20 protein-coding genes and 1 pseudogene are annotated in these 25410 nt (G+C 71.9%); 11 read left to right on the forward strand and 10 right to left on the reverse strand.

Annotated features, from left to right (window positions below; all coding sequences use genetic code 11):
- Window positions 1–50: 50 nt before the first annotated feature.
- The 4 genes from ABT114_RS31070 to zapE all read right to left on the reverse strand — a co-directional run bounded on the left by ABT114_RS31070 (window position 51) and on the right by zapE (window position 3899).
- Window positions 51–1523 carry a SulP family inorganic anion transporter gene (locus ABT114_RS31070; protein WP_351146208.1) on the reverse strand — a complete coding sequence of 491 codons (1473 nt, stop codon included), beginning with the start codon at window positions 1521–1523 and terminating at the stop codon, window positions 51–53.
- Between the two features lie 8 nt (window positions 1524–1531).
- Window positions 1532–2125 (reverse strand): carbonic anhydrase, encoded by a 594-nt coding sequence (locus ABT114_RS31075; RefSeq protein ID WP_351146209.1) that lies wholly within the window; start codon window positions 2123–2125, stop codon window positions 1532–1534.
- Between the two features lie 76 nt (window positions 2126–2201).
- Window positions 2202–2609, reverse strand: a complete 408-nt coding sequence (locus tag ABT114_RS31080; protein WP_351146210.1) for a hypothetical protein — start codon at window positions 2607–2609, stop codon at window positions 2202–2204.
- A gap of 186 nt (window positions 2610–2795) precedes the next feature.
- Window positions 2796–3899, reverse strand: a complete 1104-nt coding sequence (zapE, locus tag ABT114_RS31085) for a cell division protein ZapE (RefSeq protein ID WP_351146211.1) — start codon at window positions 3897–3899, stop codon at window positions 2796–2798.
- 356 nt (window positions 3900–4255) lie between these two features.
- Here zapE and ABT114_RS31090 point away from each other — a divergent pair, with 356 nt between their 5' ends.
- From ABT114_RS31090 to msrB, 4 genes are all read left to right on the forward strand, one after another.
- Window positions 4256–5095 (forward strand): pyrimidine reductase family protein, encoded by an 840-nt coding sequence (locus tag ABT114_RS31090; protein WP_351146212.1) that lies wholly within the window; start codon window positions 4256–4258, stop codon window positions 5093–5095.
- Between the two features lie 191 nt (window positions 5096–5286).
- Window positions 5287–5760 (forward strand): indole-3-glycerol phosphate synthase, encoded by a 474-nt coding sequence (locus tag ABT114_RS31095; RefSeq protein WP_351146213.1) that lies wholly within the window; start codon window positions 5287–5289, stop codon window positions 5758–5760.
- Between the two features lie 75 nt (window positions 5761–5835).
- Window positions 5836–7230 (forward strand): UDP-N-acetylmuramate--L-alanine ligase, encoded by a 1395-nt coding sequence (murC, locus tag ABT114_RS31100; RefSeq protein WP_351146214.1) that lies wholly within the window; start codon window positions 5836–5838, stop codon window positions 7228–7230.
- A 24-nt stretch (window positions 7231–7254) separates the two neighbouring features.
- Window positions 7255–7662, forward strand: coding sequence for a peptide-methionine (R)-S-oxide reductase MsrB (msrB, locus tag ABT114_RS31105; protein WP_351146215.1), 408 nt, complete (start codon window positions 7255–7257; stop codon window positions 7660–7662).
- 263 nt (window positions 7663–7925) lie between these two features.
- Here msrB and ABT114_RS31110 read toward each other — a convergent pair whose 3' ends face one another.
- Both ABT114_RS31110 and ABT114_RS31115 read right to left on the reverse strand, forming a co-directional pair.
- Complete coding sequence (locus tag ABT114_RS31110) at window positions 7926–8828, reverse strand: hypothetical protein (RefSeq protein ID WP_351146216.1); 903 nt, start codon at window positions 8826–8828, stop codon at window positions 7926–7928.
- A complete protein-coding gene (locus tag ABT114_RS31115; RefSeq protein ID WP_351146217.1) occupies window positions 8825–13177 on the reverse strand; it encodes a hypothetical protein in 4353 nt (1450 codons plus the stop codon). Before ABT114_RS31115 ends, ABT114_RS31110 begins: the two co-directional genes overlap by 4 nt.
- Before the next feature lie 238 nt (window positions 13178–13415).
- Here ABT114_RS31115 and ABT114_RS31120 point away from each other — a divergent pair, with 238 nt between their 5' ends.
- The 3 genes and pseudogenes from ABT114_RS31120 to ABT114_RS31130 all read left to right on the forward strand — a co-directional run.
- The gene (locus ABT114_RS31120; protein WP_351146218.1) at window positions 13416–13742 is read left to right on the forward strand and encodes a plasmid mobilization protein; all 327 of its coding nucleotides are present in this window, start codon (window positions 13416–13418) and stop codon (window positions 13740–13742) included.
- Entirely contained in the window at window positions 13739–14224 is a 486-nt protein-coding gene (locus tag ABT114_RS31125) for a PIN domain-containing protein (RefSeq protein ID WP_351146219.1), read from the forward strand. The genes ABT114_RS31120 and ABT114_RS31125 overlap by 4 nt, the downstream gene beginning before the upstream one ends.
- A gap of 48 nt (window positions 14225–14272) precedes the next feature.
- A pseudogene (locus tag ABT114_RS31130) lies at window positions 14273–14485 on the forward strand (peptide-methionine (R)-S-oxide reductase); the annotation flags it as partial.
- On the opposite strand, the gene ABT114_RS31135 reads toward ABT114_RS31130, so the two are convergent.
- The gene (locus ABT114_RS31135; RefSeq protein WP_351146220.1) at window positions 14476–14811 is read right to left on the reverse strand and encodes a RidA family protein; all 336 of its coding nucleotides are present in this window, start codon (window positions 14809–14811) and stop codon (window positions 14476–14478) included. The pseudogene ABT114_RS31130 and the gene ABT114_RS31135 sit on opposite strands and share 10 nt — an antisense overlap.
- Window positions 14812–14818: 7 nt before the next feature.
- On the reverse strand, window positions 14819–15835 hold the full coding sequence (locus ABT114_RS31140) for a lysylphosphatidylglycerol synthase transmembrane domain-containing protein (protein WP_351146221.1): 1017 nt from the start codon (window positions 15833–15835) through the stop codon (window positions 14819–14821).
- A gap of 301 nt (window positions 15836–16136) precedes the next feature.
- On the opposite strand from ABT114_RS31140, the gene ABT114_RS31145 reads away from it, so the two are divergent.
- From ABT114_RS31145 to ABT114_RS31160, 4 genes are all read left to right on the forward strand, one after another.
- Window positions 16137–17918, forward strand: coding sequence for a beta-galactosidase (locus ABT114_RS31145; RefSeq protein ID WP_351146222.1), 1782 nt, complete (start codon window positions 16137–16139; stop codon window positions 17916–17918).
- Window positions 17918–20308 (forward strand): beta-galactosidase, encoded by a 2391-nt coding sequence (locus tag ABT114_RS31150; protein ID WP_351146223.1) that lies wholly within the window; start codon window positions 17918–17920, stop codon window positions 20306–20308. The genes ABT114_RS31145 and ABT114_RS31150 overlap by 1 nt, the downstream gene beginning before the upstream one ends.
- Before the next feature lie 319 nt (window positions 20309–20627).
- Window positions 20628–21701 carry a LacI family DNA-binding transcriptional regulator gene (locus tag ABT114_RS31155; RefSeq protein WP_351146225.1) on the forward strand — a complete coding sequence of 358 codons (1074 nt, stop codon included), beginning with the start codon at window positions 20628–20630 and terminating at the stop codon, window positions 21699–21701.
- Window positions 21702–21827: 126 nt separating this feature from the next.
- The gene (locus ABT114_RS31160; protein WP_351146227.1) at window positions 21828–23117 is read left to right on the forward strand and encodes a PP2C family protein-serine/threonine phosphatase; all 1290 of its coding nucleotides are present in this window, start codon (window positions 21828–21830) and stop codon (window positions 23115–23117) included.
- Window positions 23118–23171: 54 nt separating this feature from the next.
- On the opposite strand, the gene ABT114_RS31165 is transcribed toward ABT114_RS31160, so the two are convergent.
- Window positions 23172–24644 (reverse strand): sensor histidine kinase, encoded by a 1473-nt coding sequence (locus tag ABT114_RS31165; RefSeq protein WP_351146228.1) that lies wholly within the window; start codon window positions 24642–24644, stop codon window positions 23172–23174.
- Window positions 24641–25330, reverse strand: a complete 690-nt coding sequence (locus tag ABT114_RS31170; RefSeq protein WP_351146304.1) for a response regulator transcription factor — start codon at window positions 25328–25330, stop codon at window positions 24641–24643. Before ABT114_RS31170 ends, ABT114_RS31165 begins: the two co-directional genes overlap by 4 nt.
- Between the last annotated feature and the right edge of the window lie 80 nt (window positions 25331–25410).

A 25410-nucleotide genomic window follows, 5' to 3' on the forward strand; every position in this document is an offset into this window, starting at 1 on the left:
CGTCCGGTCCGGGGCCACGCCCCGCGCCCCGGACCGACGCCGGGCGCAGCTCAGGCCGCGGTCACCTTCACCGGCTCGGTACCGGCTGCACTGTGCCGCTCGGCCCAGCTCTCCAGTGCCGTACGGCAGGCGTGGTCCAGGTGGTGCAGCCCGGACAGATCCAGCTCGACCGGGCGGTCCTGGGGGAGCGCCTCCAGGCTGTCGAGTATCTTCGGCAGCCGCAGGAAGGTCACGTTGCCCGACAGGTACGCCTGGACGGGTCCGGCGCCCTTGTCGACGACCTCCAGCCTGATGTGCGAGGCCTCCCAGGCGGCCTTGACGACGGCCAGCGCGAGACCGATGAGTACGCCCTCGAACATGCTGATCGCGACGATCGACACGGCGGTGACGATCAGGACCAGCGCCTCGCCGCGGTGCTCACGCCACAGCGCGGCGATCTCCCGTACGGGGATGAGTTTGGCGCCGGCGTGCACCAGGATGCCCGCGAGGGCCGGGATCGGGATGTAGGCGAGCACGTCCGGCAGCAGCGCGGCGAACAGCAGCAGCCACAGGCCGTGCAGCACCCGGGACGCCTTCGTCCGGGCGCCCGCCTGGACATTGGCTGCGCTGCGCACGATCACGGCGGTCACCGGCAGCGCGCCGAGCACACCGCACACCGCGTTGCCCGCGCCCTGCGCCATCAGCTCTTTGTCGTACGCGGTGCGCGGCCCGTCGTGCAGCCGGTCCACGGCCGCCGCGCTGAACAGCGACTCGGCGGACGCGATCAGCGTGAAGGCGACGATCGTGCCGAGCAGGCCGACGTGCGTGAGGTCGCCGAAGGCGTCCAGGGACGGCGGCTGGATCGAGCCGAGCAGGCCCTTCACCTCGACGGTGGCCACCGGCAGGTCGAGCAGCACGGCGGCCAGGGTCGCCAGGCCGACCGCGGCCAGCGGACCGGGGACGATGCGCACCCGCCGCGGCACGCGTTTCCACAGCACGAGTACGGCGACGGTGCCGGCGCCGAGCGCGAGCGAGGCCAGTGCCGTGGTGTTCCCGACGGCGTCCACGAACGCCTCGGGCAGCCCGGCTATCTTGCCCGGGCCGGACTCCGGGGCCTTGGCACCGATCACCGAGTACAGCTGTCCGGCGATGAGCACCAGTCCGATGCCGGCCAGCATGCCCTCGACGACCGAGACCGAGATGGCCCGGAACCAGCGCCCCAGCTTCAGGGCGCCCATGAGGATCTGAAGCGCGCCCGTGGCCAGCACGATCACGCCGAGCACGGGCAGTCCGAACTCCCGCACGGCTTCGTAGACCAGCACGGTCAGCCCCGCCGCCGGGCCGGACACCTGGAGGCTGCTGCCCCGCATCAGCCCGGTGACGATGCCGCCCACGATGCCGGTGACCAGCCCGAGCCCGGCCGGCACGCCGGAGGCTACGGCCACGCCGACGCACAGCGGCAGCGCGACCAGGAAGACGACGAGGGAGGCGGCGAAGTCCTGCTTGAGATGCGGGAACCTGGCCGGGGTCAGGTACTTGCTCATGGCGGCGCTCACAGCGACTCGAAGGCGTCGGTGTCCGCGCGGTGTTCGCGTACGGCCCCGGTGTGCACCTCGTAGTACCAGCCGCGCAGCCGCAGCCGGCCGTCCGCCAGCCGCTTCTCCACGCACGGGTAGGAGCGCAGCCGCAGGAGCTGGGCGAGCACGTGGTTCTGCACGGCCCGGGCGACGGTCGGGTCCGCCGGGTCCCCGGCCGGGTCCTCGGCCGCCGGGTCGGTCGCGGCGTGCGCGAGCCAGTCGCGTACGGCGGGTACGGCGTCGAGGTCGTCGCCGCGCACCAGCGCGCCGACGGCACCGCAGTGCGAGTGGCCGCAGACGACGACGTCCTGGACGCCGAGCACCTCCACGGCGTACTCGATGGTGGCCGCCTCCCCGGTGGGGCGGCCGGTGGTGTACGGGGGCACGATGTTGCCCGCGGTGCGCAGCTCGAAGAGCTCGCCGGGGCGGGCGCCCGTGATCAGGGCCGGTACGACCCGGGAATCGGAGCAGGTGATGAACAGGACCTGGGGGGACTGGCCGTCGGCGAGCTTGGCGAACTCCTCCGGGCGCCGGCCGAACGTACGGGCGTTGTCGATGAGGGGCTGCATGCGCGGTGATTCCTCCTGGCGCGCGGCGGGGCGCGTCGGGCTTGCAGGACAGGGTGGGGGGACTGTTCTGCCGTGCTCAGCAGCGGAAGACCTGAAGGGCTGCCGGAGAGTGCGCTGTCGAGGATCTCGACGAGCGGTGGTACGCGATGCCGGGTTCGGGCGGCCGGTGGGCGGCCGTGGGGTCCCGCACCAGCAGCGGGCGCTCGGGCTCCTGGGGCGCCGAGTCGGCGCTGGTGGTGACGTGGTGCCGGTCGCGGGTGCGGAAGGGGTTGGCCGGGCCTCCGGGCTGAGTGCAGTCGCGGAAGGTGACCAGCTCGTCGCGCAGCGCCTTGCCCGTGGGTTTGAATCCGGGCTGGGCTTTGGCCTTGGCATGACGGGCCGTGTGCGCGGATGCGAAGGAAGCGGTGGGTGCGAAGAAGGGGAGGGCGAGCAGGACGGTGGCGAGGAGCGAAACCACGGCTCGGGCCGTCGTACCTCGGAACATGCGCCCCCCTTCCGACAGTTCACGCCTCTAGTCCAGACCAACGCTTGGTCAATGGCTGGTCAAGAAACACGTTAACCCTGCAAAGTACTTTGCAGGGTTAACTCGGCGTGTCGACTCGAAGAGAGCGTGAAAAGCGCGGGTCGTCTGGCGTGAACTGGCCCTTGTCCTGGGAAGGCTGATCGGCTATCAGGCCTCGACGAGTCGCTTGGCGTCGCGGGCCAGGGCGGTCAGGCGGGATATCGCCCGGAAGTACTTCTTGCGGTAGCCGCCCTTCAGCATCTCCTCGCTGAACAGCCGGTCGAAGGGCTGGCCCGAGGCCAGGACAGGTACCTCACGGTCGTAGAGCCGGTCCGCGAGCACGACGAGCCGCAGGGCCGTCGACTGGTCCGGCACCGGGCTCACATCGGTGAGGCACACCGCCTTCAGGCCGTCGGTGAGGGCGCCGTACCGGCTGGGGTGAACGCGGGCGAGGTGGTCCAGCAGGTGCGGGAAGTCGTCGAGGGAGGCGCCGGGCGTGGCGTACGCCGCCTTCGTCACCTGTTCGTCCGAGTACGGCGCCGGCGCCTCGGGCAGGCCGCGGTGGCGGTAGTCCTCACCGTCGATGCGCAGCGGGCGGAAGTGGGCGGACAGGCCCTGGATCTCCCGCAGGAAGTCGGCGGCCGCGAACCGGCCCTCGCCGAGCTTGCCCGGCAGGGTGTTGGAGGTGGCGGCGAGCGCGACGCCCGCGTCGACCAGCTTGCCGAGCAGCGTGGACACGAGGACCGTGTCGCCGGGGTCGTCCAGCTCGAACTCGTCGATGCAGAGGAGACGGTGGCCGGAGAGGGTCTGCACCGTCTTCTGGAAGCCGAGGGCGCCGACCAGGTTCGTCAGCTCGACGAAGGTGCCGAACGCCTTGAGTGCGGGCTCGGCCGGAGTGGCGTGCCACAGGGAGGCCAGGAGGTGGGTCTTGCCGACGCCGTAGCCGCCGTCGAGGTAGACACCGCGGGGGCCGGCCGGGGCCTTCGGCGTCCTGGCCTTCCCGAACCCGAGGAACCCCCGCTTGGCGGCACCGGGGGCGTGCGCCCCGCCGAGCCCGCCGGCGAAGCCCTCGAGGACCCGTACGGCCTCGGTCTGGCTCGGCTGGTTCGGGTCCGGGATGTACGTGCCGAAGCGCACCGAGTCGAACCGCGGCGGCGGCACCATCTCGGCGACCAGCCGGTCCGCGGGGACATGCGGCTCACGGGCGCACAGGGACAGCGGGGCCGCGTCGGCTATCGGGCTGAGACCGGGGGCTGGGGTGGAGGACGACACGTTTCACCACTCTAGGGCCTGTCCGGCTCGGGCCTGTCCGGCGGGCCACGTCGTGCTGGGGCAACGCCGGCTGCCTGGTGACGGAGGCGAGCGGGGTCCGGTGCGTGCAGCTGAGAGGCGGAGGAGGGAGTCGAGGGGCCCCGCGCGAGCGAGGCCGAGTGTGGGGAGTCGGCGACTGACGGCAACGCCGATGGGGTCCCCGGCGCGCGCTGAAGCCGATGGGGTCCCCGGGGCGAGCTGAAGCCGATGAGGTCCCTGGCGCGCGCTGAAGCCGAGACCGGGGAGTGAGTGCCGGACCCCGGTACCTACGGTTCGGTCCGCCGGGCAGGACCTGGCGTCGTGCCAGACTGCACGGCATGCGACGCCTGTTCCCTGTGACCGATGAGACAGCAGCCCGGGCCTCCGGTGAGGCGCAGAAGGCGCCTGATGCGGGTTCGGTCGGTGCCGATCGTGAGTGGAGCCTCGACGAGCTGGCCGCCGCCTATGCCTATCCCGAGCCTGCCCCCGCGCCCGGGGCCACGTCCGCGGGCCCGCAGCCCTGGCTGCGGGCCAACATGGTCTCCACGCTCGACGGGGCCGCCCAGCACGACGGCCGCTCGCAGCCCATCTCCAACGCGACCGACATGCGGATCTTCGGCACGCTGCGGGCGCTGGCGGACGTGGTGATGGTAGGCGCGGAAACGGTGCGCCAGGAGGGTTACCGGCCGGCACGCGCGCGTGCGGAGTTCGCGGCGCTGCGGGAGGCGGCCGGGCAGGGTCCGGCGCCGGCGATCGCGGTGGTCACGGCCGGCCTGGACCTCGACTTCTCGCTCCCGCTGTTCACCGCGCCCGAGGTGCCCACCCTGATCCTCACCGGCGCCGCGGCGGCCCCGGACCGGATCGCGGCCGCCGAGAAGGCCGGGGCCCACGTGCTGATCGCCGGTGACGGCGTTGGCGTGGACCCTGCCCGTGCCGTACGGGCGCTCGCCGACCTCGGCCACACCCGGCTGCTGACCGAGGGCGGCCCCCGGCTGCTGGGCCAGCTGGTGGCCGCCGGAGTCCTCGACGAGTTGTGTCTGACCGTCGCCCCGATGCTCACCGCCGGTGCCGCACAGCGCATCGCGGGCGGGCCCTCGGTCGCGGTTCCGCACCGGTTCGTGCTGGTGTCCCTGTTGGAGGAAGAAGGCTTCCTGTTCAGCCGGTACCGGCGGGTTTGACGCCTTTTTGACACCTATTGGTTCGGATGATCACGAAAGCGGCGGAATTTTCCGTTCCGTTTAGCTTCCGGCGGGCACACTAAATCCGCCAGTTCCCGTGCAATCACGGGGCAGGATGGTTTCTGCAGGGCCGGGCACGGCCCACGGAGGACACAGAGCCCGCCGGGCTCTCGAAGGAGAAGAGGCGCCGGGTGTTCACAAGCGTTCTGATGATCGAGAAGGCCCTGACGTCCGCCGACGTGGAGTTCGTCACCACTCTGCACGGGGACGAGGCGGTCTTCTTCCATGTCCTGCTCCAGCCGCGCGGCGACCAGGCGGACCGCCTGCTGCGGGCCATCGACGACATCGCGCTCGGTGACCTCGACGACGCCGCCCGGGAGGGCGAGACGCCGGAGGGGGAGGCGGCGAAGGAGCCCGCGCGGCAGGCGCTCGATGTATCCCTGACGGCCCTGCGCGGGGCCGGCAGCGAGGCCGACGGCCGTCTGGTCGAGGACCATCCGCTGGACGCCCTCAAGGCCCTGGTCGACGAGGTCGGGGCCGACGAGGTGATCGTCCTGACCGATCCCCACTACGTGGAGGAGTTCTTCCACCGGGACTGGGCGTCCAGAGCCCGGCACAAGGTGGGGGTGCCGGTACTGAAGCTGTTCTCGCACAGCAAGGCGTGAGGGCTACCCGTGACGGGATCGCGCCTGCCATACGCTTAGGGCTCACGTTCGCCGCACCACTCCAGGGAGACGCACATGGCCCCGGGCCTTCCTACCGCCATGGACCGACCGCACTTCATCGGCATCGGCGGCGCCGGGATGTCGGGCATCGCCAAGATCCTGGCCCAGCGCGGGGCGAAGGTGGCGGGCAGTGACGCCAAGGAGTCGGCGACCGCTCAGGCACTGCGGGCACTGGGCGCGACGGTGCACATCGGGCACGCGGCGGAGCACCTCGCCGACGACGCCAGCTGCGTGGTCGTGTCGTCGGCGATCCGCGCGGACAACCCGGAGCTGGCCCGTGCGGCGGAGCTGGGCATCCCTGTGGTCCACCGTTCGGACGCGCTCGCCCGGCTGATGGACGGCCTGCGGCCCATCGCGGTCGCGGGCACCCACGGCAAGACGACCACGACGTCGATGCTGGCGGTCTCCCTCACCGAGCTCGGCCTGAACCCGTCGTACGCCATCGGCGGCGACCTGGACGCCCCCGGCTCCAACGCCCTGCACGGCGACGGCGACATCTTCGTCGCCGAGGCGGACGAATCGGACCGCAGCTTCCACAAGTACGCGCCCGAGGTCGCGATCGTCCTCAACGTGGAGCTCGACCACCACGCCAACTACGCGTCGATGGAGGAGATCTACGAGTCCTTCGAGACGTTCGTCGACCGCGTCACCGAGGGCGGCACGCTGGTGGTCTCGGCGGACCACGAGGGCGCGCGGGAGCTGACCCGGCGGGTCACGGCGTGCGATGTGCGGGTGGTGACGTACGGCGAGGCCGAGGACGCCGACGTGCGGATCCTCTCCGTGGTGGCCCAGGGCCTGAAGAGCGAGGTCACGGTTCTCCTGGAGGGCCAGGAACTCACCTTCGCCGTCTCCGTCCCCGGCCGCCACTACGCGAGCAACGCGGTGGCGGCGCTGGCCGCGGGCGTCGCGCTGGGCGTGCCGGCCGCGGAGCTGGCCCCGGCTCTGGCCGCCTACACCGGTGTCAAGCGCCGGCTCCAGCTCAAGGGCGAGGCGGCCGGAGTCCAGGTCATCGACTCCTACGCCCACCACCCCACGGAGATGACGGCCGACCTGGAGGCGATGCGTGCCGCCGCCGGCGACGCGCGCATCCTGGTGGTCTTCCAGCCCCACCTCTTCTCCCGTACGCAGGAGCTCGGCAAGGAGATGGGCCAGTCCCTGTCGCTGGCGGACGCCTCCGTCGTCCTCGACATCTACCCGGCCCGCGAGGACCCGATCCCCGGCATCACCAGCGAGCTGATCATCGAGGCCGCGCGGGCGGCCGGCGCCGACGTGACGGCGGTGCACGACAAGGCGGAGGTGCCCGAGGCCGTCGCGGGAATGGCCAAGCCCGGCGATCTCGTTCTCACCATGGGCGCGGGCGACGTGACGGACCTGGGCCCGCAGATCCTGGACCGCCTGTCGCGGAACTGAACCGAACCTAAGGGGCTGAACTTCATGTCGTACGACGTCGAAAAGCCGGACGAGCAGTGGCGTGCGGAGCTGACCCCGGCCGAGTACGCCGTGCTGCGCCAGGCCGCCACCGAGCCCGCCTTCACCGGTGAGTACACCGACAGCAAGTCCAAGGGCGTCTACTCGTGTCGCGCCTGCGGTGCCGAACTGTTCACCTCGGACACGAAGTTCGACTCCCACTGCGGCTGGCCGTCGTTCTTCGACCCGAAGGACACCGACGCGGTCGAGCTGATCGCGGACCGTTCGCACGGGATGGTGCGGACCGAGGTGCGGTGTGCTCGGTGCGGTTCGCATCTGGGGCACGTGTTTGAGGGCGAGGGGTATGCGACGCCGACGGATCAGCGGTACTGCATCAACTCGATCTCGTTGCAGCTGGTGGCGGACGAGGAGTGACCAGAAGCCGCCTTTTGTAGTGCCTGTGAGTAGAAGTGATGCCCCGTGCGGAGGTTCCGCGCGGGACATCGATGCGGAGCCTGTGGGCCGGTTTACCGAACGCAGCCGTTACCGCCGGCGGAGGGTCGACACTCGCGCGGGCAAGGAAGGGGATTGCTCGGTATTCGCGGTGAACCCCCGCCGAGGTTCGCCTGCTTCGGAAAGATCATGGCGCCGCGGTCCGGAAGCGTGCCCGGCAGGGGGCGTGGTCGCCCACTCGCGGATCAGGTGGCGTCGGTTCCGCGTACATCGGTGTGTTTGATGAGGTACGGCGCCAACGTCGCGGCCACAACAGAGGACCGTAGATAGGGGGCCACTCGGTGGAAGTCGAAGGGGGCGATACTGCCCGTGAGATCGAGATTGACTGCCGGGAAGCGCTGCTTGAGGGGGCGGGGGACGGCGACGATGTCCCCGTGATCGGCCAGGTTGACCCACCGGCGCACCCCTGCCGGCCGTTCACCGGTGCCGGCGAGCGGAGCTGGTGACAGGCGGTCGAAGACTCCGTGGCGGAGTGCGAGCGGGGAGCCGAGTGTCAGGAGCAGGTCGACTTCGAGTTCCGGGTGGGCGTGGAGCGCCTCGTAGGCCACGACGCTTCCGAGAGAGTGGGCGATGACCACGCGGGCGCCCGTCGAGGAGATGACGCCTGCGACCTCCTCTCGGGCCGCGGCGCGGGCAGCGTCGCCCGGCCCGCTGAGATAGCGCGTGACGTCGCGGAAGAACGTGGCGATGAACGCGCGGGTCAGGCGGCCGTCGAGGCTCAGATGCTCGGAGATCGCGGACACGAGTTGCCGGAGCGGCACGGCCAGGCGTCCCTGAGCCGTTGCTGGTGGCGGAAGTCTCAGGCCCAGGGACTCGTCCAGCGATTTCGCCCAGTGGGTGATGTCCTCGGCCAGGTGGGGATGCTCGCGCTCCAGCTGGTCGAGGTCCTCAGAACCGTGCGCGACGGGCCTGCCGTGGTGGAGATGGTGGGCGTAGTAGGCGTACGTGACAGGGACGTGCTCGGCGGCCGTGCCCAGCCCGGCGGCGAGGTCCTTGGCCCAGGCGGCCGAGCGAGCGGTGACGATATCGGCCGGTGAGAGTGCGGACCGGTAGTGGCCCACGCCGTGTACGGCCACGAAGGCGGTCATCGGATGCTTGGTCCTTGGTCGGGAGTCGGATTCGGGCGTACCTGGAGCCGGTCGTGCGGTGCCATGTGGATGATGTCCGGGCCTACCCCGATGTACAGGGCGCCGTCGGTGGCTACGGCGATGGCGAACACGGTGTCCGGGAACCAGAAGACGTCGGCCTGTCTGCCGCTTCTCAGGTCCCACAGCCGCAGGGACCGGTCGAGTCCGCCGGTGTAGAGGTGCGGGTGTCCGTCGAGCAGGACCGGGATCGCGGCGAAGACGGCACGAGTGTGACCGGTCAGTGTGAACGTCCGGGTGGCGTCGAGTGCGGTCACGCGAACCTCGCCCCGGTCGTCACCGCTGACGACGTACGGCTGCCCGTCGAGGTCGACGGCGGCAACGGTGTGGACGGCGGCAGGGTGCTCGGTGACGAGCTGTGGCGGGGGTGAGCCCAGCAGGTGCGCGGACCGGACGTGGCCGGAGTGGTATCCGGCCAGAACGTGGGTGGCGGAGGCTGCCAGGCATGTCGCGGTTACGGGAACATCGACCGTCCTTCCCCATTCTTCGATGGTCCTAACCTCGGACTGCGCGAGCAGGACGCGCTCCGGTTCTCCCCTCCACGCCGGGTCCGTCACGTCGACGTCGGGCCAGCGGGACATTCGGTCCAGGTGATCGGCGGTGGCTATCACGACCTCACCGCTGTTGGAGGCGTAGACGACGTGCTGGGCCCCACCGATGGTGACGGTGACGATCGCGGCGGCACCTGGTCCTCCACCCAGGTCGCGCCGTTCCAGATGCTTCTCGGTCGTGTTCGTGTCCCACAGGGCGACCCCGCTGTGTGCGCACGAGGCGACAATCCTCGGATGTTCGCCGATCTCCAGGACCGCGATGCCGGTGGCTTGGTCCGGCAGCGGGAAGTCTGCGTGGTGCAGCAGGGCGATCCGCTGCCCGACCGCACCGTCCACGGTCCACAGAGCCATGGTTCCGTCCTCGCTGCACGAGACCAGACGGCCGTCGGGAAGCACCGTCAGATCATTGATGGCGTGGGTGTGCCCGGGGCGGCGTTGAGGCACCTCGCCCCCGGCCACGTCCGAGACGCGGACGGTACCGCCGTTGCTCGCAGTGAGGATTCGAGTCCGGTGCGGTTCGGACACGATCGCGACACGGGTGATCGCAGTGGTGTGGCTGACGACCTGCCGTGCGCTGCCGTCGCCGTCCAGTGGATTCAGCTGTGCGACACCGTCCATGCCCGCACTGAGGAGGTACATGGATCCGTCCAGCAACACGGCGGCGAGATCGGAGACGGCGTCGGCATGAAGACGATCCTCGTTGAGGAGCTCGAGGAACTCGTCGCCGATCCACACGGTTCCGTCCCGATCGCCCGCGACCGGCTCGGGACCATGTCCCAGATCGAGGTAGCGGTAGCACGACAGTCGCTCCCAGGTGGTGTGCGGCAGCTCGACCTCCTCGCCATGGACGGTCAGGACCTTGACCCAGTCGTCGTAGCAGGCAGCGACGCAGTCGCCCCTGCCGTCGACGGTGACGCGGGACAGCTGCCACACGTGGCCGTTGATGGCGGACAGGTGTGTGGCGGCGAGCGGAGCGCCGGTGGCGAGTTCCCAGTAGCGGATCACTCGGTCCTCGCCCGCGCTGGCCACCGAGGGCACCCCCTCGTAGCGAACGCCCACCATGGACCAGATTGGGCCCGCATGGGCCGGGGCCGTCCACAGGAGATGTCCTGTGGCCAGGTCCCATCCCCGCAGCTCGCCGCTGTCGCAGCCAGTCACGGCGAGATGGCGGCCGTGGACCTTCCCGGCCACCACGCCCCCCACCGGAGCACCGTGGTCCCCGAGTTCGAGCGTCGTCGTCGCGGAGTCGAGGTCCCACAACCGGGCCGTACCGTCCTGACCAGCTGTCAAGGCGTGGGGGCGGCCGTACATCTCGAGGGTTGTCAGGTCCCAGATCCTGCCACGGTGCCCGGTCAGTGTCGTCAGGAGGCCGGTGTGCAGTGACCGGCCGGCGGTCCAGACGATGCGACGGCCGGTGTCCTGCGTGAGGTCTGCCGCGAGCTGCCATTTCTGGTGCCGAGCCGCGTCGACAGCCAGGATGTCGCGCCGCTGGCCGGGCGGACCGTGGTGGTGGGCTCCGTACGACGTTAGATAGACCGTTCCGTGAGGGCCGTGTTCACCGTGGTAGAGCTCCTGGGCCAGTGGAGCCGGGTCCGCGTGAACCAGGTATTCGCTGTCCTCGAGGAGTTCGTCGAGCCTGCTGGCGAGCGCGCTGTGGCGCGCCGCGTGCCGCAGTAGATACGGCTCGGCGGTCGCCCACCGGCGGCGGCCGGAGCTGCTCGTTCGCACCGTCGCGAGCAGGCGTTCCCAGACCGTGGTCGCGTCCAGGACAGGATGTTCGCGGAGCCGGTCGGCCAGCCCTTGATGGAAGAGCCGGTAGAGCGGAGCGCCTTCACGATCGACGTTGCGGCGTATGTAGAAACGCGCGGCCCGAAGCAGATCAGCGGTGGTTGCCCGGTCCTCCCCGGCCGGAGCCGGATCGGGGTTCGCGACCTGGGCGAGAAGGTCCTCCGGCATCCCCGCGCCCTCCGCCCAGGCCAGCGCGGCCAGTAGTTCGTGCAGGCCCGGTCGAGGGTCAAGACGGAGATGGAGGTCGAGGACCGCGTCGAGCGTACGGGGCACGTCACTGCCCAGGTGCTCGGCCTGCTCGGTCGTCGCCGGCGGTGGCATCTGTTCCTGGAGGAGCCGCAGATAGAGCCCGGCGACAAGGAACTCGCCCCACTCGCGTGACCCGCTCAACAAGGTGTCGGCCAGCGCGCCGCCCAGGCTCTCGGCTGCCGCGAGTGAGCACCACGGCGATACGCCGGGGAGCAGGGGCCGCAGTACCCGCAGAACGAACTGGGTCAGGTCCTTGCGGAGTCGCAGGGGCGACACCTCGTCCAGGTCGATCAGCCCATCGCACGCACGGGCCGCCTCGATGAGCGGCCGTGGTGCCGCTTCCGGACGCGTCGCGACGAGCATCCTGCACAGCGGTCCCCCGTCCGACCGCCGAATCGATGCCAATGGCAGCAGCACGGCGCTGACCAGATCGGCCGGGTGCTCGGCCTCGTCCACCGCGTCCATGACGAGACAGGGGGGTACGGGCTTGGCCCGCAGTGCCGTGGCCAGTTGGTCCGTTGTCCACGTCGTTGCGTCGCTGGGAGAACCGAGCTCCCACTGGGTGGCGAGCGAGGTGAGGATCTCCGGGACACCGCGCCGTCGCGCGTGCACGATCGCGAGCTGGTCGGTGGTCTCGTGAATGTCGCCGCCCGATGGCCGCCACAACTGCTCGGTGGTCTCATGCAGCGCCGGATGCGCGGCGCACACGAAGGTGCCGATCAGAGCGGATTTGCCGACCCCTGGTACGCCGGTGACCACGCGTAACGAGGGCCCGTGACCGTCCAACCAGCCTGCCAGTTCACGGAGTTCGTCGCTCCGTCCGGTGAAGGACGGAGCGCTGAGGTCGCCGAAGGCGCTGTCGGCACCATGCGCCCGGATCACGAAGTGGCGGGCGTCGGCCACTTCGTCGAGGAGGGCGAACACAGCAGGATCCACGCCGGCGAGCCTGCGCGCGCCGGCCGGTTCGTATCCAGGGTTGGTGAAGAACCTCAGGTGCGACAGGTCTGCACCGAGCGCGGCCAGTGGCTGCTCGACGGATTGCGGATTCAGGGCTGTGCTCCGCGACTCCACGTGGAGAGCCACCTCGCGGCAGAACCGGGCGATCGGGATGTACGGCACCGACGTGTCGAGCTTCAGGGTCCCGGAGGCGAAGCCGCGAAGCACCTCGTCGACGGCGGTGCTCAGGCGGCCGTCATAGGCGTCCTGCTCCGAGTGGCAGGCGGCGAGCACCCAGACACGGCGGCGCTCTGGCCGGACCAGCGACCGCAGGTGCTCGGTCACCACGGCGCCGGAATGGCACAGATCGAGGATCAGCAGAACGGCCGGATCGCCGCTGCCGTCCGTGTCCTGGTGCTCCGCCATGTTGACCCAACGGGCCAGTTCCTCGGTGAGGCGGCCGTCCCCACCCACCGCCTGGATGCCGTGACCGTTGCGGGTCGGTTCTCCGTGTGCGAGGAGATGAATGACGGTGAAGTCGGCCTGGCTGCTGACGGCCTGAGTCAGGGCGTCGCCCAGCGCGGCGGCGGTAGTCGCGGGGTCGTTACCGGGCTCCAGGAGGACATAGGCGTACTCCTTCTCCAGTGCCTCAGCCACCCGTTGTGCGCTCGGTGCCGCATAGGTGAGTTGCTGCCACTGCGGGGGTGTGTCGTCGGCGGGGTCTGCGGCAGGTCCTTCGATGCCGACCACCAACGCCTGACGCCGCATTGCGCATCCCCCGTCCCCGTGAACTCCCCTGAGTTTTCGATGCATTGTGCCAGTCGGAGGCCGGTGTCGAGCCGGGCTCCAGCAACGGCGGATCATGTCGGCGAGCGGGGCAGAGCATGAGTCAGCAGCGCTGAACGGCCTCCGCCGAGCCGCCCGAGGGGCCGGCCGCCGGGAAGTCCACTTCGGGTTGGTCCGGCCGCCACTTGAACCTTCGTAATACGCGTCATACGCTACCAATATGGCGAAGACGCGGATCAGTATCAGTCTGGAGAAGGCACAGGCCGAGCGGATCAGGCAGCATGCGGAGCGGGCAGGTATGGACGTCTCGGCGTACCTGGTGCACGCGGCGACGCGGCAGATGGCGGAGAGCGATGCCATAGAGGAGCAGTTCGCCGATGTGGATGCGGTGATCGCCCGGGCGGAGCGGGAAGCCGGAGAGATGTCAGGAAGGCCCGCTGACGCGCCCGTGGACCTGACGGAGCAGGAGCGCCGCGAGGTCGAAGAGGCCCTTGGTCTCGTGCACGGCCGAGACCGGCAGGGATATCGCCCGGGGCATGCCGCGTGAGCGCTCGGGTGCCGGTGTACGACACCGGCATGCTCATCGCGCTCGCCGACCGCAAGGCGAAGGCGGTGGCGCTCCATGAGGGGGTGCGGTCGACCCCGCATCGGGCGCTGGTGCTCGGCCCGGTCCTGGCTCAGGTGTGGCGGCCACGTCCGGCGCTGGTGCACGCCCTGTCCGGAGTGCTCAGGGACTGTGCTGTCCCGCAGGCGCGTACGTCCGAGCCGCCGATGCGCGAGACGACGGCGGGCCGCCCGGAGTGCCTGGCCTGCGCCACGGGGCCGGACCTGGCCGACTGGCGGCGCATCGGTACGGCTCTGGGGCAGGCGGTGCTGCCGGTCAAGAAGCGTCCTGATGCGGTGGATGCCTGGGTGGCACTGGCGGCAGTGAGGCACGGCAGCGCGGTCATCTTCACCAGTGATCCGGATGATCTCCGCGCCTATCTGGAGGTTCTGGCACCGCCGGATGTGCATGTGGTTGCAGTCTGACGGTACGGCTCGGCGCTGGGGTTGTTGAGGCCGAAGTGGTGAATGAGGTGCGGCTGGCCGTCGTTCTTCGACCCGAAGGACGCCGACGCGGTCGAGCTGATCGCGGACCGCTCGCACGGGATGGTGCGGACCGAGGTGCGGTGTGCCCGGTGCGGATCCCACCTCGGGCACGTGTTCGAGAGTGAGGGCTATCCGGCCCCCACGGACCAGCGGTACTGCATCAACAGCATCTCGTTGCGGTTGGAGCCGGATCAGAGCTGAGGCTTCGCGGGCGCGGCCGCTTCATTCGAGCGGCCGCGCACGCGCGGGTCGGAACGGGGGCGTACTCGACGCAGTCCGAAGAATGCGGCGTAGACCTCGTTGAAACGCGCTGTCGGCGCGGTGACGCGCCCGTTGAGGACGGCCTCGAGGCTCGCGCCCACGGCGGTCAGGCAGGCCCGCAGTGACGCCGGCGCCGTGGCCGCCCGGGTCCGGATGCCGCCGCTGACCAGCTCACCCGTCTCGTGCGGTGATGGTCTGCTTCGGCAGGGGGCCCGCCATGCGGCGTTGCCCTCGCTCCCGCCTGTCGCCGCGGGTGCGGCGCGCACCCCGGGCTCACAGCACCTTGCGCTGCACAAGCGCCGAGAGCACGAGCGTGCCCGGGATCAGGGGCAGCCAGACCGTCAGGACGCGGTAGCCGATGACGGTCGCCGTGGCCAGGCCCAGCGGTGCGCCGAACGCGGTCATGGCGAACACCAGGGCCGCGTCCACGGGGCCGATGCCGCCCGGCGCCGGCACGGCCCCGACCGCGGTGCCGGCGGCGAGGAACACGAACACCACCTGCGCCCAGGACAGCGGCAGCCCCAGCGAGGCGCCGACCGAGGCGAGCACGCACGCCTGGAGCACCGGCGCGACGGCCGCGCCGCCCCAGAGGGCCAGGACGCGGCTGGGCCGGGTGTGCAGCAGCCGTGCGTCGGTCAGGGTGGTGCGGACGAGGGCGAGCGCCGGTCGGCGCAGTGGACGTACGGCCGTCACGAGCAGCGCGGCCGCCGCCGGGCCGAGCACCACGCACCCGGCGGCCAGGAGCAATGTCCCGTCGTCCGGGACGAGTTCGCCGAGCTCCAGCATGCCGGGGAAGGCCAGGACGAAGACGAGCAGTACCGGTACCTTCGCGATCGGCTTGACCAGGGAGTACAGGGCGATCGAGGCGCCGGCCCGGGTGAGCGGTATGCCCCGGCCCTGGAGGAAGCGCAGGGTGACGGCATGGGCGCCGACGCTGCCCGGGAGCACGTGGTTGGCGGCGCCGGCGGCGAACTGGGAGGCGAGCAGCAGCCCCGGTGGGAGCCGGTCCGGGATGGCGCCCTGCCGTACGCACGCGGCCGCCACCCAGCCCAGGCAGGTGAAGAGGACCGCGAGCAGCAGCCACCAGGGGTCGGCCGAGGCCAGCCGGGCCGTACCGCCCCGCACGGAGTGCCAGTCGACCGCGGCCCACACTCCGATCATCAGCAGCGGGAGCAGGGCCGCCGCCCGGTGCACGAGACGGGCGGTCGCGGGGGAGCGGACGGGGGACGCGGGGGTGGTGGAGGGAGTGGAGGGGGTGGAAGCGGGGGCGGGGAGCGGAAGCGGGGACACGGCGGAAACGTTCCCGCCCGGCGTGACGGAGGGGTGGCCGGGAGCCGTCGGAGTACGGACGGGTGGGCGTCAGGCATCGCGGCTGCCGTCGGACGTACGCCAACTCCACCGCCGTAAAAGTGTGTGTGCGATCTTGACGCTCTGAATGTTACCGGTAACACTCGTTTGCCTGGCCGCCATGCGCCGGCCGATCCGCGCCACGCGTCCCACCCCCGTGTCCCGCTGACCCCCGTTCCGCCGGCCATGCCTCTTCGTAAATGCCTCTCCGTCCGCACACCCGAGCCCGAAGGGAAGCCCCCGCATGCCCGCTCTGACCACGACGTCCGACGGATTCCTGCTGCACGGCCAACCGTTCCGGATCATCTCCGGCGCGATGCACTACTTCCGGATCCACCCCGACCTGTGGGCGGACCGGCTGCGCAAGGCCCGGCTGATGGGACTCAACACGGTGGAGACGTACCTGCCGTGGAACCTGCACCAGCCCGACCCCGACGGCCCCCTCGACCTCGACGGCCTGCTCGACCTGCCGCGCTATCTGAGCCTGGCCCGGGCGGAGGGACTGCACGTTCTGCTGCGCCCGGGTCCGTACATCTGCGCCGAGTGGGACGGCGGCGGCCTGCCCTCCTGGCTGACCGCGGACCCGGACATCCGCCTGCGCAGCAGCGACCCCCGCTTCACCGACGCCCTCGACCGCTACCTCGACCTGCTGCTGCCCCCGCTCCTGCCGCACATGGCGGCCGCGGGCGGCCCGGTGATCGCCGTACAGGTGGAGAACGAGTACGGGGCCTACGGCGACGACACCGCGTACCTCAAGCACGTGCACCAGGCGCTGCGTTCACGCGGCGTCGAGGAGCTGCTTTTCACCTGTGACCAGGCCGACCCCGCCCATCTGGCGGCCGGCGGTCTGCCCGGCACGCTCGCCACCGCGACCTTCGGCAGCCGGGTCGAGCAGTCCCTGGCCCGGCTGCGCGACCACCAGGGCGAAGGGCCGCTGATGTGCGCGGAGTTCTGGATCGGCTGGTTCGACCACTGGGGCGAGCCGCACCATGCGCGTGACGGTGCCGACGCCGCCGCCGACCTGGACCGGCTGCTCGCCGCGGGCGCCTCCGTCAACATCTACATGTTCCACGGCGGCACCAACTTCGGCCTCACCAACGGCGCCAACCACGACCACGCCTACGCCCCGCTCGTCACGTCGTACGACTACGACGCCCCGCTCGCCGAGTGCGGCGACCCCGGACCGAAGTACCACGCCTTCCGCGAGGTGATCGCCCGGCATGCCGCGATCCCGCAGGAGCCCGTTCCGGCGCCCAGTTCCAAACTCGCGCCCACACCGGTGGAGTTGGGCCGCAGCGCCCCGCTGCTGCCGCACGTGGGCGCGTTCGGCGAACCGGTGCGCAGTGCCGCGGACCCGGTCACCGCGGACGACCTGGGACTGCGGGCCGGGTACGTCCTGTACCGGACGACCGTCCCGGTGCCCGCCGCCCGCACCGGACTGCTGCACTTCGCGGGCGGCGTCGGCGACCGTGCCCAGGTGTTCCTGGACGGCGCCCCCGTCGGCGTCCTCGAACGCGAGCGCCACGAGGAGGTGCTGGCCGTGCACGTGCCGCGCCCCGGCGCCGTGCTGGAGGTACTGGTGGAGAACATGGGCCGGGTCAACTACGGGCCGCGCATCGGCGCGCCCAAGGGCCTGCTCGGCCCGGTCTCCTTCGGCGGCACCGCGCTGCACGGCTGGGACTGCCACCCGCTGCCCCTGGACGGGCCGGACGTCCTGGACGCGGTCCCCTTCACCGCGTCCGACGCGGACACGGCCGCCGTGCCCGCCTTCCATCAGGGCACCTTCGACGTCGACGTGCCCGCCGACGCCTTCCTGTCGCTGCCCGGCTGGACCAAGGGCCAGGCCTGGATCAACGGTTTCCACCTCGGTCGCTACTGGAACCGCGGCCCGCAGCACACCCTGTACGTCCCCGCGCCCGTCCTGCGCCCCGGCGCCAACGAGCTCGTCCTGCTGGAGCTGCAGGCCGTCACCGGCACCCGCGCCCTGCTCACCGACACCCCTGATCTCGGCCCGGAGAACTCCTGATGACCCAGCCGCACCGCCTGCGCGTCCCCGCGCCCCCGCTGACCGGGCATCTGCCGTTCGCGGACGCGCCCGGCGTGCCCGACCCGATCGAGGTGACCAGCCGCTGGCTCACCCGCGGCGGCCGCCCCTGGTTCCCCGTCTCGGGCGAGTTCCACTACTCCCGCTACCCCGCCCGGGAGTGGGAGGAGGAGCTGCTGAAGATGAAGGCGGGCGGGGTGACGGTCGTCGCGAGTTACGTCATCTGGATCCACCACGAGGAGACCGAGGGCCGTATCCGCTTCGACGGTGACCGCGACCTGCGCCGCTTCGCCGAACTGTGCGCCCGCCACGGCCTGGACTTCATCCCGCGCATCGGCCCCTGGTCGCACGCGGAGGTCCGCAACGGCGGCCTCCCCGACTGGGTCCTCGCGCGCGGCTGCGCGACCCGCACCGACGACCCCGGCTATCTGGTCCTCGTACGGACCTGGTTCGCGGCGATCGCCGAGCAGCTGCGCGGCCTCGACCGGGCGAGCGGCGGACCGATCGTCGCGATCCAGATCGAGAACGAGCTCTACGACCGGCCCGGCCACCTGAGCACACTGAAGCGGATGGCCCAGGAGGCGGGACTGAGCGCGCCGCTGTGGACGTCGACGGCCTGGGGCGGCGTCCAGCTCCCCGCCGACGAACTGCTGCCGCTGTACGGCGGCTACGCGGAGGCGTTCTGGACCGAGGCCGACGGCGGCTGGCCCGACACCTGCCGCAAGCACTTCTTCTTCACCCACCAGCGCGACGACGAGGGCATCGGCGCCGACCTGCGTCCGACGACCGTCCGCGGCGCCGACCCGGAGGCCCTGGCCGACCGGTTCCCGTGGGCCACCTGCGAGCTGGGCGGCGGCATGGCGGTCGCCTACCACCGGCGGCCACGCGTCGACACCGCCGACATCGGCGCGCTCGGCCTGACGAAGATCGGCTGTGGTTCGGTGTGGCAGGGCTACTACATGTTCCACGGCGGCACCAACCCCGCAGGCGAGTCGACGACCCTTCAGGAGTCCCACGCCACCGGCTACCCCAATGACCTGCCCGTCCTGACGTACGACTTCCAGGCACCGCTCGGCGAGTACGGCCAGGTGCGGTCCTCGTACCACGAACTCCGCCTGCAGCACCTGCTGCTGGCCGACTTCGGGCATCTGATCGCGCCCCTGCGGTCCGTCCTGCCGGAGCGCCTGCCGACGGGGCAGGACGACCGGGACTCCCTGCGGTGGGCCGTGCGCGGCGACGGCACCTCGGGCTTCCTCTTCGTCAACAACCACCAGCCGCACGAGCCGTTGCCGGATCACCCGGACACCGCGTTCACGGTCGACTTCGCCGACGCGCCTTCGCTGACGCTGCCGAGCAGTCCCGTCACCGTGCCCCAAGGTGCCTATTTCTGCTGGCCGTTGCGGCTCGACGTGGCCGGGCTGCGGCTCGACTGGGCCACCGCGCAGCCGGTGTGCACCGTCGATGACGGCGACGGACGTACGGTCCTCGTACTGGCCGCGACCGACGGCATCGAGCCCGAACTCGCGCTGGACGCGGGCACGGTGGCCGCCGTGCGCACCCCTTCGGGCGAGGTCGCCCGAACCGGGGACCGGATCCTGGTCACGGGGCTGCGGCCCGGCACCGAGGCCCTGGTCGAGGTGGACACGGCGGACGGCGGACGGGCCGCCCTGCTGGTGCTGGACGCGGCGACGGCACGCACCCTCCACCGGGGGGTGGCGTGGGGTGCCGAACGGCTGATGCTGTGCGCCGACGGCGTCGTCTTCGACCAGGACGAGGTGAGAGTGCACAGTGCCGCCGCGCAGCCGTCGTTCGCCGTGCTGCCCGCCCCCGAGCGGGCCCCGCTGGTGGCCGGCGCGACGGTGAAGGAGTCGGCGGACGGCGTGTTCACCCGCTGCACGCTGTTGCCCGACGGCGAACCCGGCGAGCTCAGTGGCACGCTGCCCCTCACCCTCGTCCGGCCCGCGGGCCCGGCGCCGGAGCCCGCCACCGGCCAACTGGACCGGGCCAGCGCACCGGCCGACGCGCACTACGACACCACCGCGGCCGTGTACCGCGTCGACGTGTCGCAGGCCCTCCTGGACCGGGCGGCGGGGACCCTGCTGCGCATCCACTGGACCGGTGACGTGGCGCGCGCGTACGCGGGGGACGCCCTGGTCGCCGACCAGTTCTTCGCGGGGCGCGGATGGGACGTCGGCCTGGACCGGCTGCCCGCGGACGCCCTGCGCGAGGGCGGTCTCGTACTGCGGGTGCTGCCGCTCGCCTCCGACGCCCGGGTGCACCTGCCGGGCCGGGCGGCCGCGGCGGCACGCACGGCGACCGTCTCGCACGTCGAGTGGATCACCACCCGCACCTGGGTGACCAGGGTGGGCTGAGGGGCGCGCCGGCGGGTCGATTCCGGCCGGGGTTGCTGTGGCGCGGTGTGGGCGGTGGCCGTCCCGCATTGCTCGCATTGTGAGTGGGGCCATGGCCGCGCCTGGGTGACCAGGGGGCTGAGGGTTGCGGCGGCGGGTCGATTCCGGCCGGGGTTGCTGTGGCGCGGCGTGGGCGGTGGCCTTCTCGCATCGTGAGTGGGGGCATCGCCCGCAGCTGGGCGAACGGGGGCGGGCCGGCTCGCGACGACCGGCCTATCCTGTGGACCTGCCGCTGCCGGGCGGGCAGCACCGCAGGACCAGACCGGAGGAAACACCCACCATGACCCCGAGCGCCGCAGACGGCCCGGTTCCCAAGGGCCGCAGCCGACGCAACTTCGCGGGCGCGCGCCCCGTGATGGACGACGTGGCGCGGCTGGCCGGTGTCTCCAAGCAGACCGTCTCCCGGGTCCTCAACGACCACCCGGCCGTCCGTGCCGAGACCAGGGAGGTGGTGCGGACGGCCATGCGCACGCTCGGCTACCGCCCCAGCCGCAGCGCCCGTTCGCTGGCCAGCGGCCGGACCCGCATGCTCGGCGCGATCTCCTTCGACGCGGCGCGCTACGGGCCCGCCTCCACCCTGACCGCCATCAACACCGCGGCCCAGGAAGCCGGTTACCTGGTGAGCGCCATCGCCCTCGACACGGCCGACCGGGACACCGTGGTCCGGGCGGTGGACCGGTTGTCGGCCGAGGGCGCGGACGGCGTGCTCGCCATCGCCCCCCAGACCTGGGTCGGCCGGGCACTGGCGGAGGCCCACCTCGACACCCCGCTGGTGGTGCTGGAGAACGACCTCGGCGACGGCACGCCCCTGGTCACCTCGGACTCCGAGACCGGGGCCCGCACCGCCACCGAACACCTCCTGCGCCTCGGCCACCGCACCGTCCAGCATGTCGCGGGCCCGGCCGGCTGGACCTCCGCCGACCGGCGGCTGGCCAGCTGGCGGGAGGCCCTCCACGCGGCCGGCGCGAGCGTCCCCGAACCCCTCGTCGGAGACTGGAGCGCCGACTCCGGCTACGAGCTGGGCCGCCGCCTGGCCGAGCGCCCGGACGCCACGGCGGTGTTCGCCTCCAACGACCAGATGGCGCTCGGCGTGCTGCGCGCCTTCCACGAGGCCGGACGCCGCGTCCCCGACGACGTCAGCGTCGTCGGCTACGACGACATCCCCGAGGCCGCGCACCTGCTGCCCCCGCTGACCACCGTGCGGACCGACTTCGCCGAGATCGGCACCCGCTCCCTGCGCCTCCTCCTGGCCCGCATCGACGGCCCGGCAGACGAGCCGCGGGTCGACCCCGTCGTACCCGTGGAACTGGTCGTCCGGCGCAGTACGGGCCCGGGCCCGGCGGCACGGGGCTGAGGCGGCGGGCCCGGGCCGTGCGCGGCACCGGTTCCGGCGGCGGTGCGACAGGTGACCTGGGCACCGGAATGTCTGGCCTGACAGGCGCCCGATGCGCCTGGCGTCAGCTTTTGTCACGCTTTGAGAGTGTTCAGGGTCGCGCGATGGTTCCGGTCGCACCGCGAACCCGCGCCGGAGGACGGCGCCGGCCGCGCGACCACGCCCGCCCGCCAGGACGATCCGGTGGTGGTCCTGGCGGCGCTGCGGTCGGTGGCGGTCGGCGTCGGTACGACGCTCGACGAGGCGGCCACCTGCGCCGAGCTGACCCGGGCGGCCGCCGGGCAGACGGGCGGTACGGCGGCTGTCATGCGGGTCGACGGCCCGGTCGTGTCGGGGTACGAGTCGATCGCCGGGGACGCGGAGGGACTGCCCGACGCCCGGTGGGCCACGGCGGTGGCGCGCGAGATGGCCGCCCCTGCGGTCGACGCGTGGGGCGGGCAGAGCGTCGGCCACGCCGCGCCCGACCGCACCCGGTCCGCGCTCTGCGTGCCCCTGGCGACCGGCGAGCACCGCTACGGCGTCCTGGTGTGTGCCCGGGAAGGAGCGCCGTTCACCCACACGGAGACGGAGGTCCTCGCCCTCCTGGCCGAACGGGCCGCCTCGCACCTGCGGCACGCCCGGGAGCACGCCCGGGTCAGCCGTACCGCGGGTGACCTCCAGCGCGCGCTGCGTGCCGAACCCGGCCGTCCGCACCCCAACCTGGACGTCGCCGTCCGCTATCTGCCCGCGGGGCGGCAGGACCTGGTCGGCGGGGACTGGTGCGAGACCGTACGGCTCCACTTCGGCCGCACCCTCCTCGTCGTCGGCGACGTCATGGGACACGGCGTGGAAGCCGCCGTCGACATGGCCGCCTACCGCTCCGACCTGAGGGCCCTCGCCGCCGCCGACCTCCCGCCGCACCGCGTGCTGCGCCAGCTGGACGCCCTCGCCGACGAGCTGCCCCACCGCAGACCGGCGACCTGTCTGATCGCCAGTGTCGACCCCGTGCGCGAACAGGTGACGGTGTCGGGCGCGGGCCATCTGCCGCCCGCGGTGATCGACCGGGAGGGCGGGACCTCGCTGCTGTCGGTGCCGGTCGGGCCGCCCCTGGGCACCGGGTTCGGCGGCTACGAGCTCGCCACCCACGACCTGGCCGTGCACCAGACCCTGCTGCTGTTCACCGACGGGCTCGTCGAACGGCGCGGCGAGGACATCGACCGGTCCCTGGACCGGCTCGCCGCGCTCCGGTTCGCGACCACGGCCGGGGTGGAGGACATCCTCGACTCGGTGCTCGGCCGGCTGGACGCCCGTCGCGCGGAGGACGACGTGGCCGTCCTGGCGGCTCGCCCCCGCCACCCCGGTCCGCACGCGCACCCACACCCGCCCCCGCACTTCTGAACCGCGCTCACACGTCGGTGTCCCCCACGCACGTCGCGCCCTGCCGGCTCGGCTTCACCACCCTGCTGAGCTCGTGTCGGTCTCGGCGACCCGGTTGCCGCCGTGCGTGAGCGGGAGGCCGACCGTGAACACCGTGATGCCGGGCTCGTCGCCCAGCTCGATGGTGCCGCCGTGCGCGCGGACCAGCGAGCCGGCGACCGACAGGCCGAGGCCGCTGCCGCCGCGGTCGCGGCTGCGGGCCTTGTCGACGCGGTAGAAGCGGTCGAAGACCCGTTCCCGGTCGGCGGCCGGTATACCGGGGCCGGCGTCCTCGACCCGCACCAGTGCCATGTCCTGCTCCAGCGCGACCCGCACCGACACCCGCGTACCGGCCGGGGTGTGCACGGCGGCGTTGGTGAGCAGGTTGTCCAGCACCTGCCGGATGCGGTGCGGGTCCAGGCGCAGCTTCAGCGAGGCCGGGCCGGACGTCACCGTCAGCGGGCGCCCCGGATGGCTCGCCCGGAACGCGGCGGCCGCCTCCTCGACCAGCTCCACCAGATCCGTCTCCTGCGGCCGCAGCGGCGCGTCCACCTCCGCCGCGTCCAGACGGGCGAGCAGCAGCAGGTCGTCCAGCAGGACGCCCATCCGGGCCGCCTCGGTGCGCAGCCGGGCCAGGTGCTTGTCCCGCTCCTCGGGGGCGTTGGCGGCGGCGTACTGGAAGAGGTCCGCGTAGCCCCGTACGGACATCAGGGGCGTACGCAGCTCGTGCGAGGCGTCCGCGACGAACCGGCGCAGCCGCTGCTCGGCCTCCGCGCGGACCGCGAGGGAGTCGTCGATGTGCTCCAGCATGGTGTTGAAGGCGGTGCGCAGTTCCTCGACCTCCGGGCCGCCGCCCCGCTCGTCGGCGCGCAGCGGCAGCCGCGCCTCCGTTTCGCTGAGGTCATGCGAGGCGATGCCGTGAGCGGTGTGCGCCATGTCGCTCAGCGGTTTCAGTCCCCGCCGCAGCATTCTCCGGCCGAAGACCACCAGCGCCAGCAGCGCGAGCCCGAAGGCGATCACCTGCACCGTGATCAGCCGGTCGATGGTGTCGTCGATCTCGGACATGGGGGCGGCACTGACCAGCACCACCCCGGGCTCGACCTCACAGGCCCTCAGCCGGTAGGTGCCCGACCCGTCGATGTGCACGGTGCGCATGATCTCCGTGTCGGAGTGCGCCATGGTCTCGGCGAGCGCGGTCAGCGGGCGGATGTCGTGCGGGATGTCGGCGGGCTGCCGCAGCTCGGCGGAGTCGCCCGACACGTCGTAGACCGCCGTGAACCAGCCCCAGTACGGCTTCTGCGTCACCGTGCCGTTGGCCTCGGCGTCCTTGGTCTGCACGGTCTGGACGACCTTCAGCTGGTAGCCGAGCTGGTTCTCCAGGTAGTCGCGCATGTACGTCGTCAGCGCGGTGCCGACGACGGCGAACACGACCAGCGCCAGCACACCCAGACCGAGGGCGAGCCGGGTGCCCAGACGCAGTCGGCGGTAGTGCCGCAGCCGCCCGATCACTCGGCCGCCTGCCGGATGACGTACCCGAAGCCGCGCACGGTCTGGATCAGCGGATCGCCCGTGTCGTCGAGCTTGCGGCGCAGCCGGCTGACCACCAGCTCCACGACGTTGGAGCGGCCCCCGAAGCCGTACTCCCACACGTGGTCGAGGATCTGCGCCTTGGTCAGGACGGTCGGCGACTTGCGCATCAGGTAGCGCAGCACCTCGTACTCGGTGGGGGTGAGGGTGAGCAGCTGGCCGTCGCGCCGCACCTCACGGGTGTCCTCGTCCATCGTCAGGTCCGCCACCCGCAGCACCGACCGCTGGAACCCGGGCCCGGCGCTGCGCCGCAGCACCGTGCGCAGCCGGGCCATCAGCTCCTCCACCGCGAACGGCTTGACCAGGTAGTCGTCGCCGCCCCGGGTCAGCCCCGCCACCCGGTCGGCGACCGTGTCGCGCGCGGTGAGGAACACCACCGGCACCATCGTCCCGGAGCCGCGCAGCCGGTCCAGAACGCCGAAGCCGTCCACGTCGGGCAGCATCAGGTCGAGCACCACGATGTCCGGATGGAACTCGGCGGCCCGGCGCAGCGCCTCCTCACCCGAGTTCGCGGTGACCGCCTCCCAGCCCTCGTAGCGGGCGACCGTCGCCACGAGGTCGGCGATCGGCGGGTCGTCGTCCACGACGAGAAGTCGTACCTTTTCCACCCGCTCATAGTGCGTCACTCGGCTCCCGGCACCAGAGCGGGGGCACCGCCGCGACCACTTCGATAACCACTTGAAAGACG

The organism is Streptomyces sp. NPDC002088 (assembly GCF_040296605.1).
Taxonomy (GTDB): Bacteria; Actinomycetota; Actinomycetes; order Streptomycetales; family Streptomycetaceae; genus Streptomyces.

Excerpts from the sequence above, each read along its gene's own strand:
- ABT114_RS31070 (WP_351146208.1), bottom strand. The coding sequence starts at position 1,523 with ATGAGCAAGTACCTGACCCCGGCCAGGTTCCCGCATCTCAAGCAGGAC.
- ABT114_RS31075 (WP_351146209.1), bottom strand. The coding sequence starts at position 2,125 with ATGCAGCCCCTCATCGACAACGCCCGTACGTTCGGCCGGCGCCCGGAG.
- ABT114_RS31080 (WP_351146210.1), bottom strand. The coding sequence starts at position 2,609 with ATGTTCCGAGGTACGACGGCCCGAGCCGTGGTTTCGCTCCTCGCCACC.
- ABT114_RS31090 (WP_351146212.1), top strand. The coding sequence starts at position 4,256 with ATGCGACGCCTGTTCCCTGTGACCGATGAGACAGCAGCCCGGGCCTCC.
- murC (WP_351146214.1), top strand. The coding sequence starts at position 5,836 with ATGGCCCCGGGCCTTCCTACCGCCATGGACCGACCGCACTTCATCGGC.
- msrB (WP_351146215.1), top strand. The coding sequence starts at position 7,255 with ATGTCGTACGACGTCGAAAAGCCGGACGAGCAGTGGCGTGCGGAGCTG.
- ABT114_RS31110 (WP_351146216.1), bottom strand. The coding sequence starts at position 8,828 with ATGACCGCCTTCGTGGCCGTACACGGCGTGGGCCACTACCGGTCCGCA.
- ABT114_RS31115 (WP_351146217.1), bottom strand. The coding sequence starts at position 13,177 with ATGCGGCGTCAGGCGTTGGTGGTCGGCATCGAAGGACCTGCCGCAGAC.
- ABT114_RS31120 (WP_351146218.1), top strand. The coding sequence starts at position 13,416 with ATGGCGAAGACGCGGATCAGTATCAGTCTGGAGAAGGCACAGGCCGAG.
- ABT114_RS31145 (WP_351146222.1), top strand. The coding sequence starts at position 16,137 with ATGCCCGCTCTGACCACGACGTCCGACGGATTCCTGCTGCACGGCCAA.
- ABT114_RS31150 (WP_351146223.1), top strand. The coding sequence starts at position 17,918 with ATGACCCAGCCGCACCGCCTGCGCGTCCCCGCGCCCCCGCTGACCGGG.
- ABT114_RS31155 (WP_351146225.1), top strand. The coding sequence starts at position 20,628 with ATGACCCCGAGCGCCGCAGACGGCCCGGTTCCCAAGGGCCGCAGCCGA.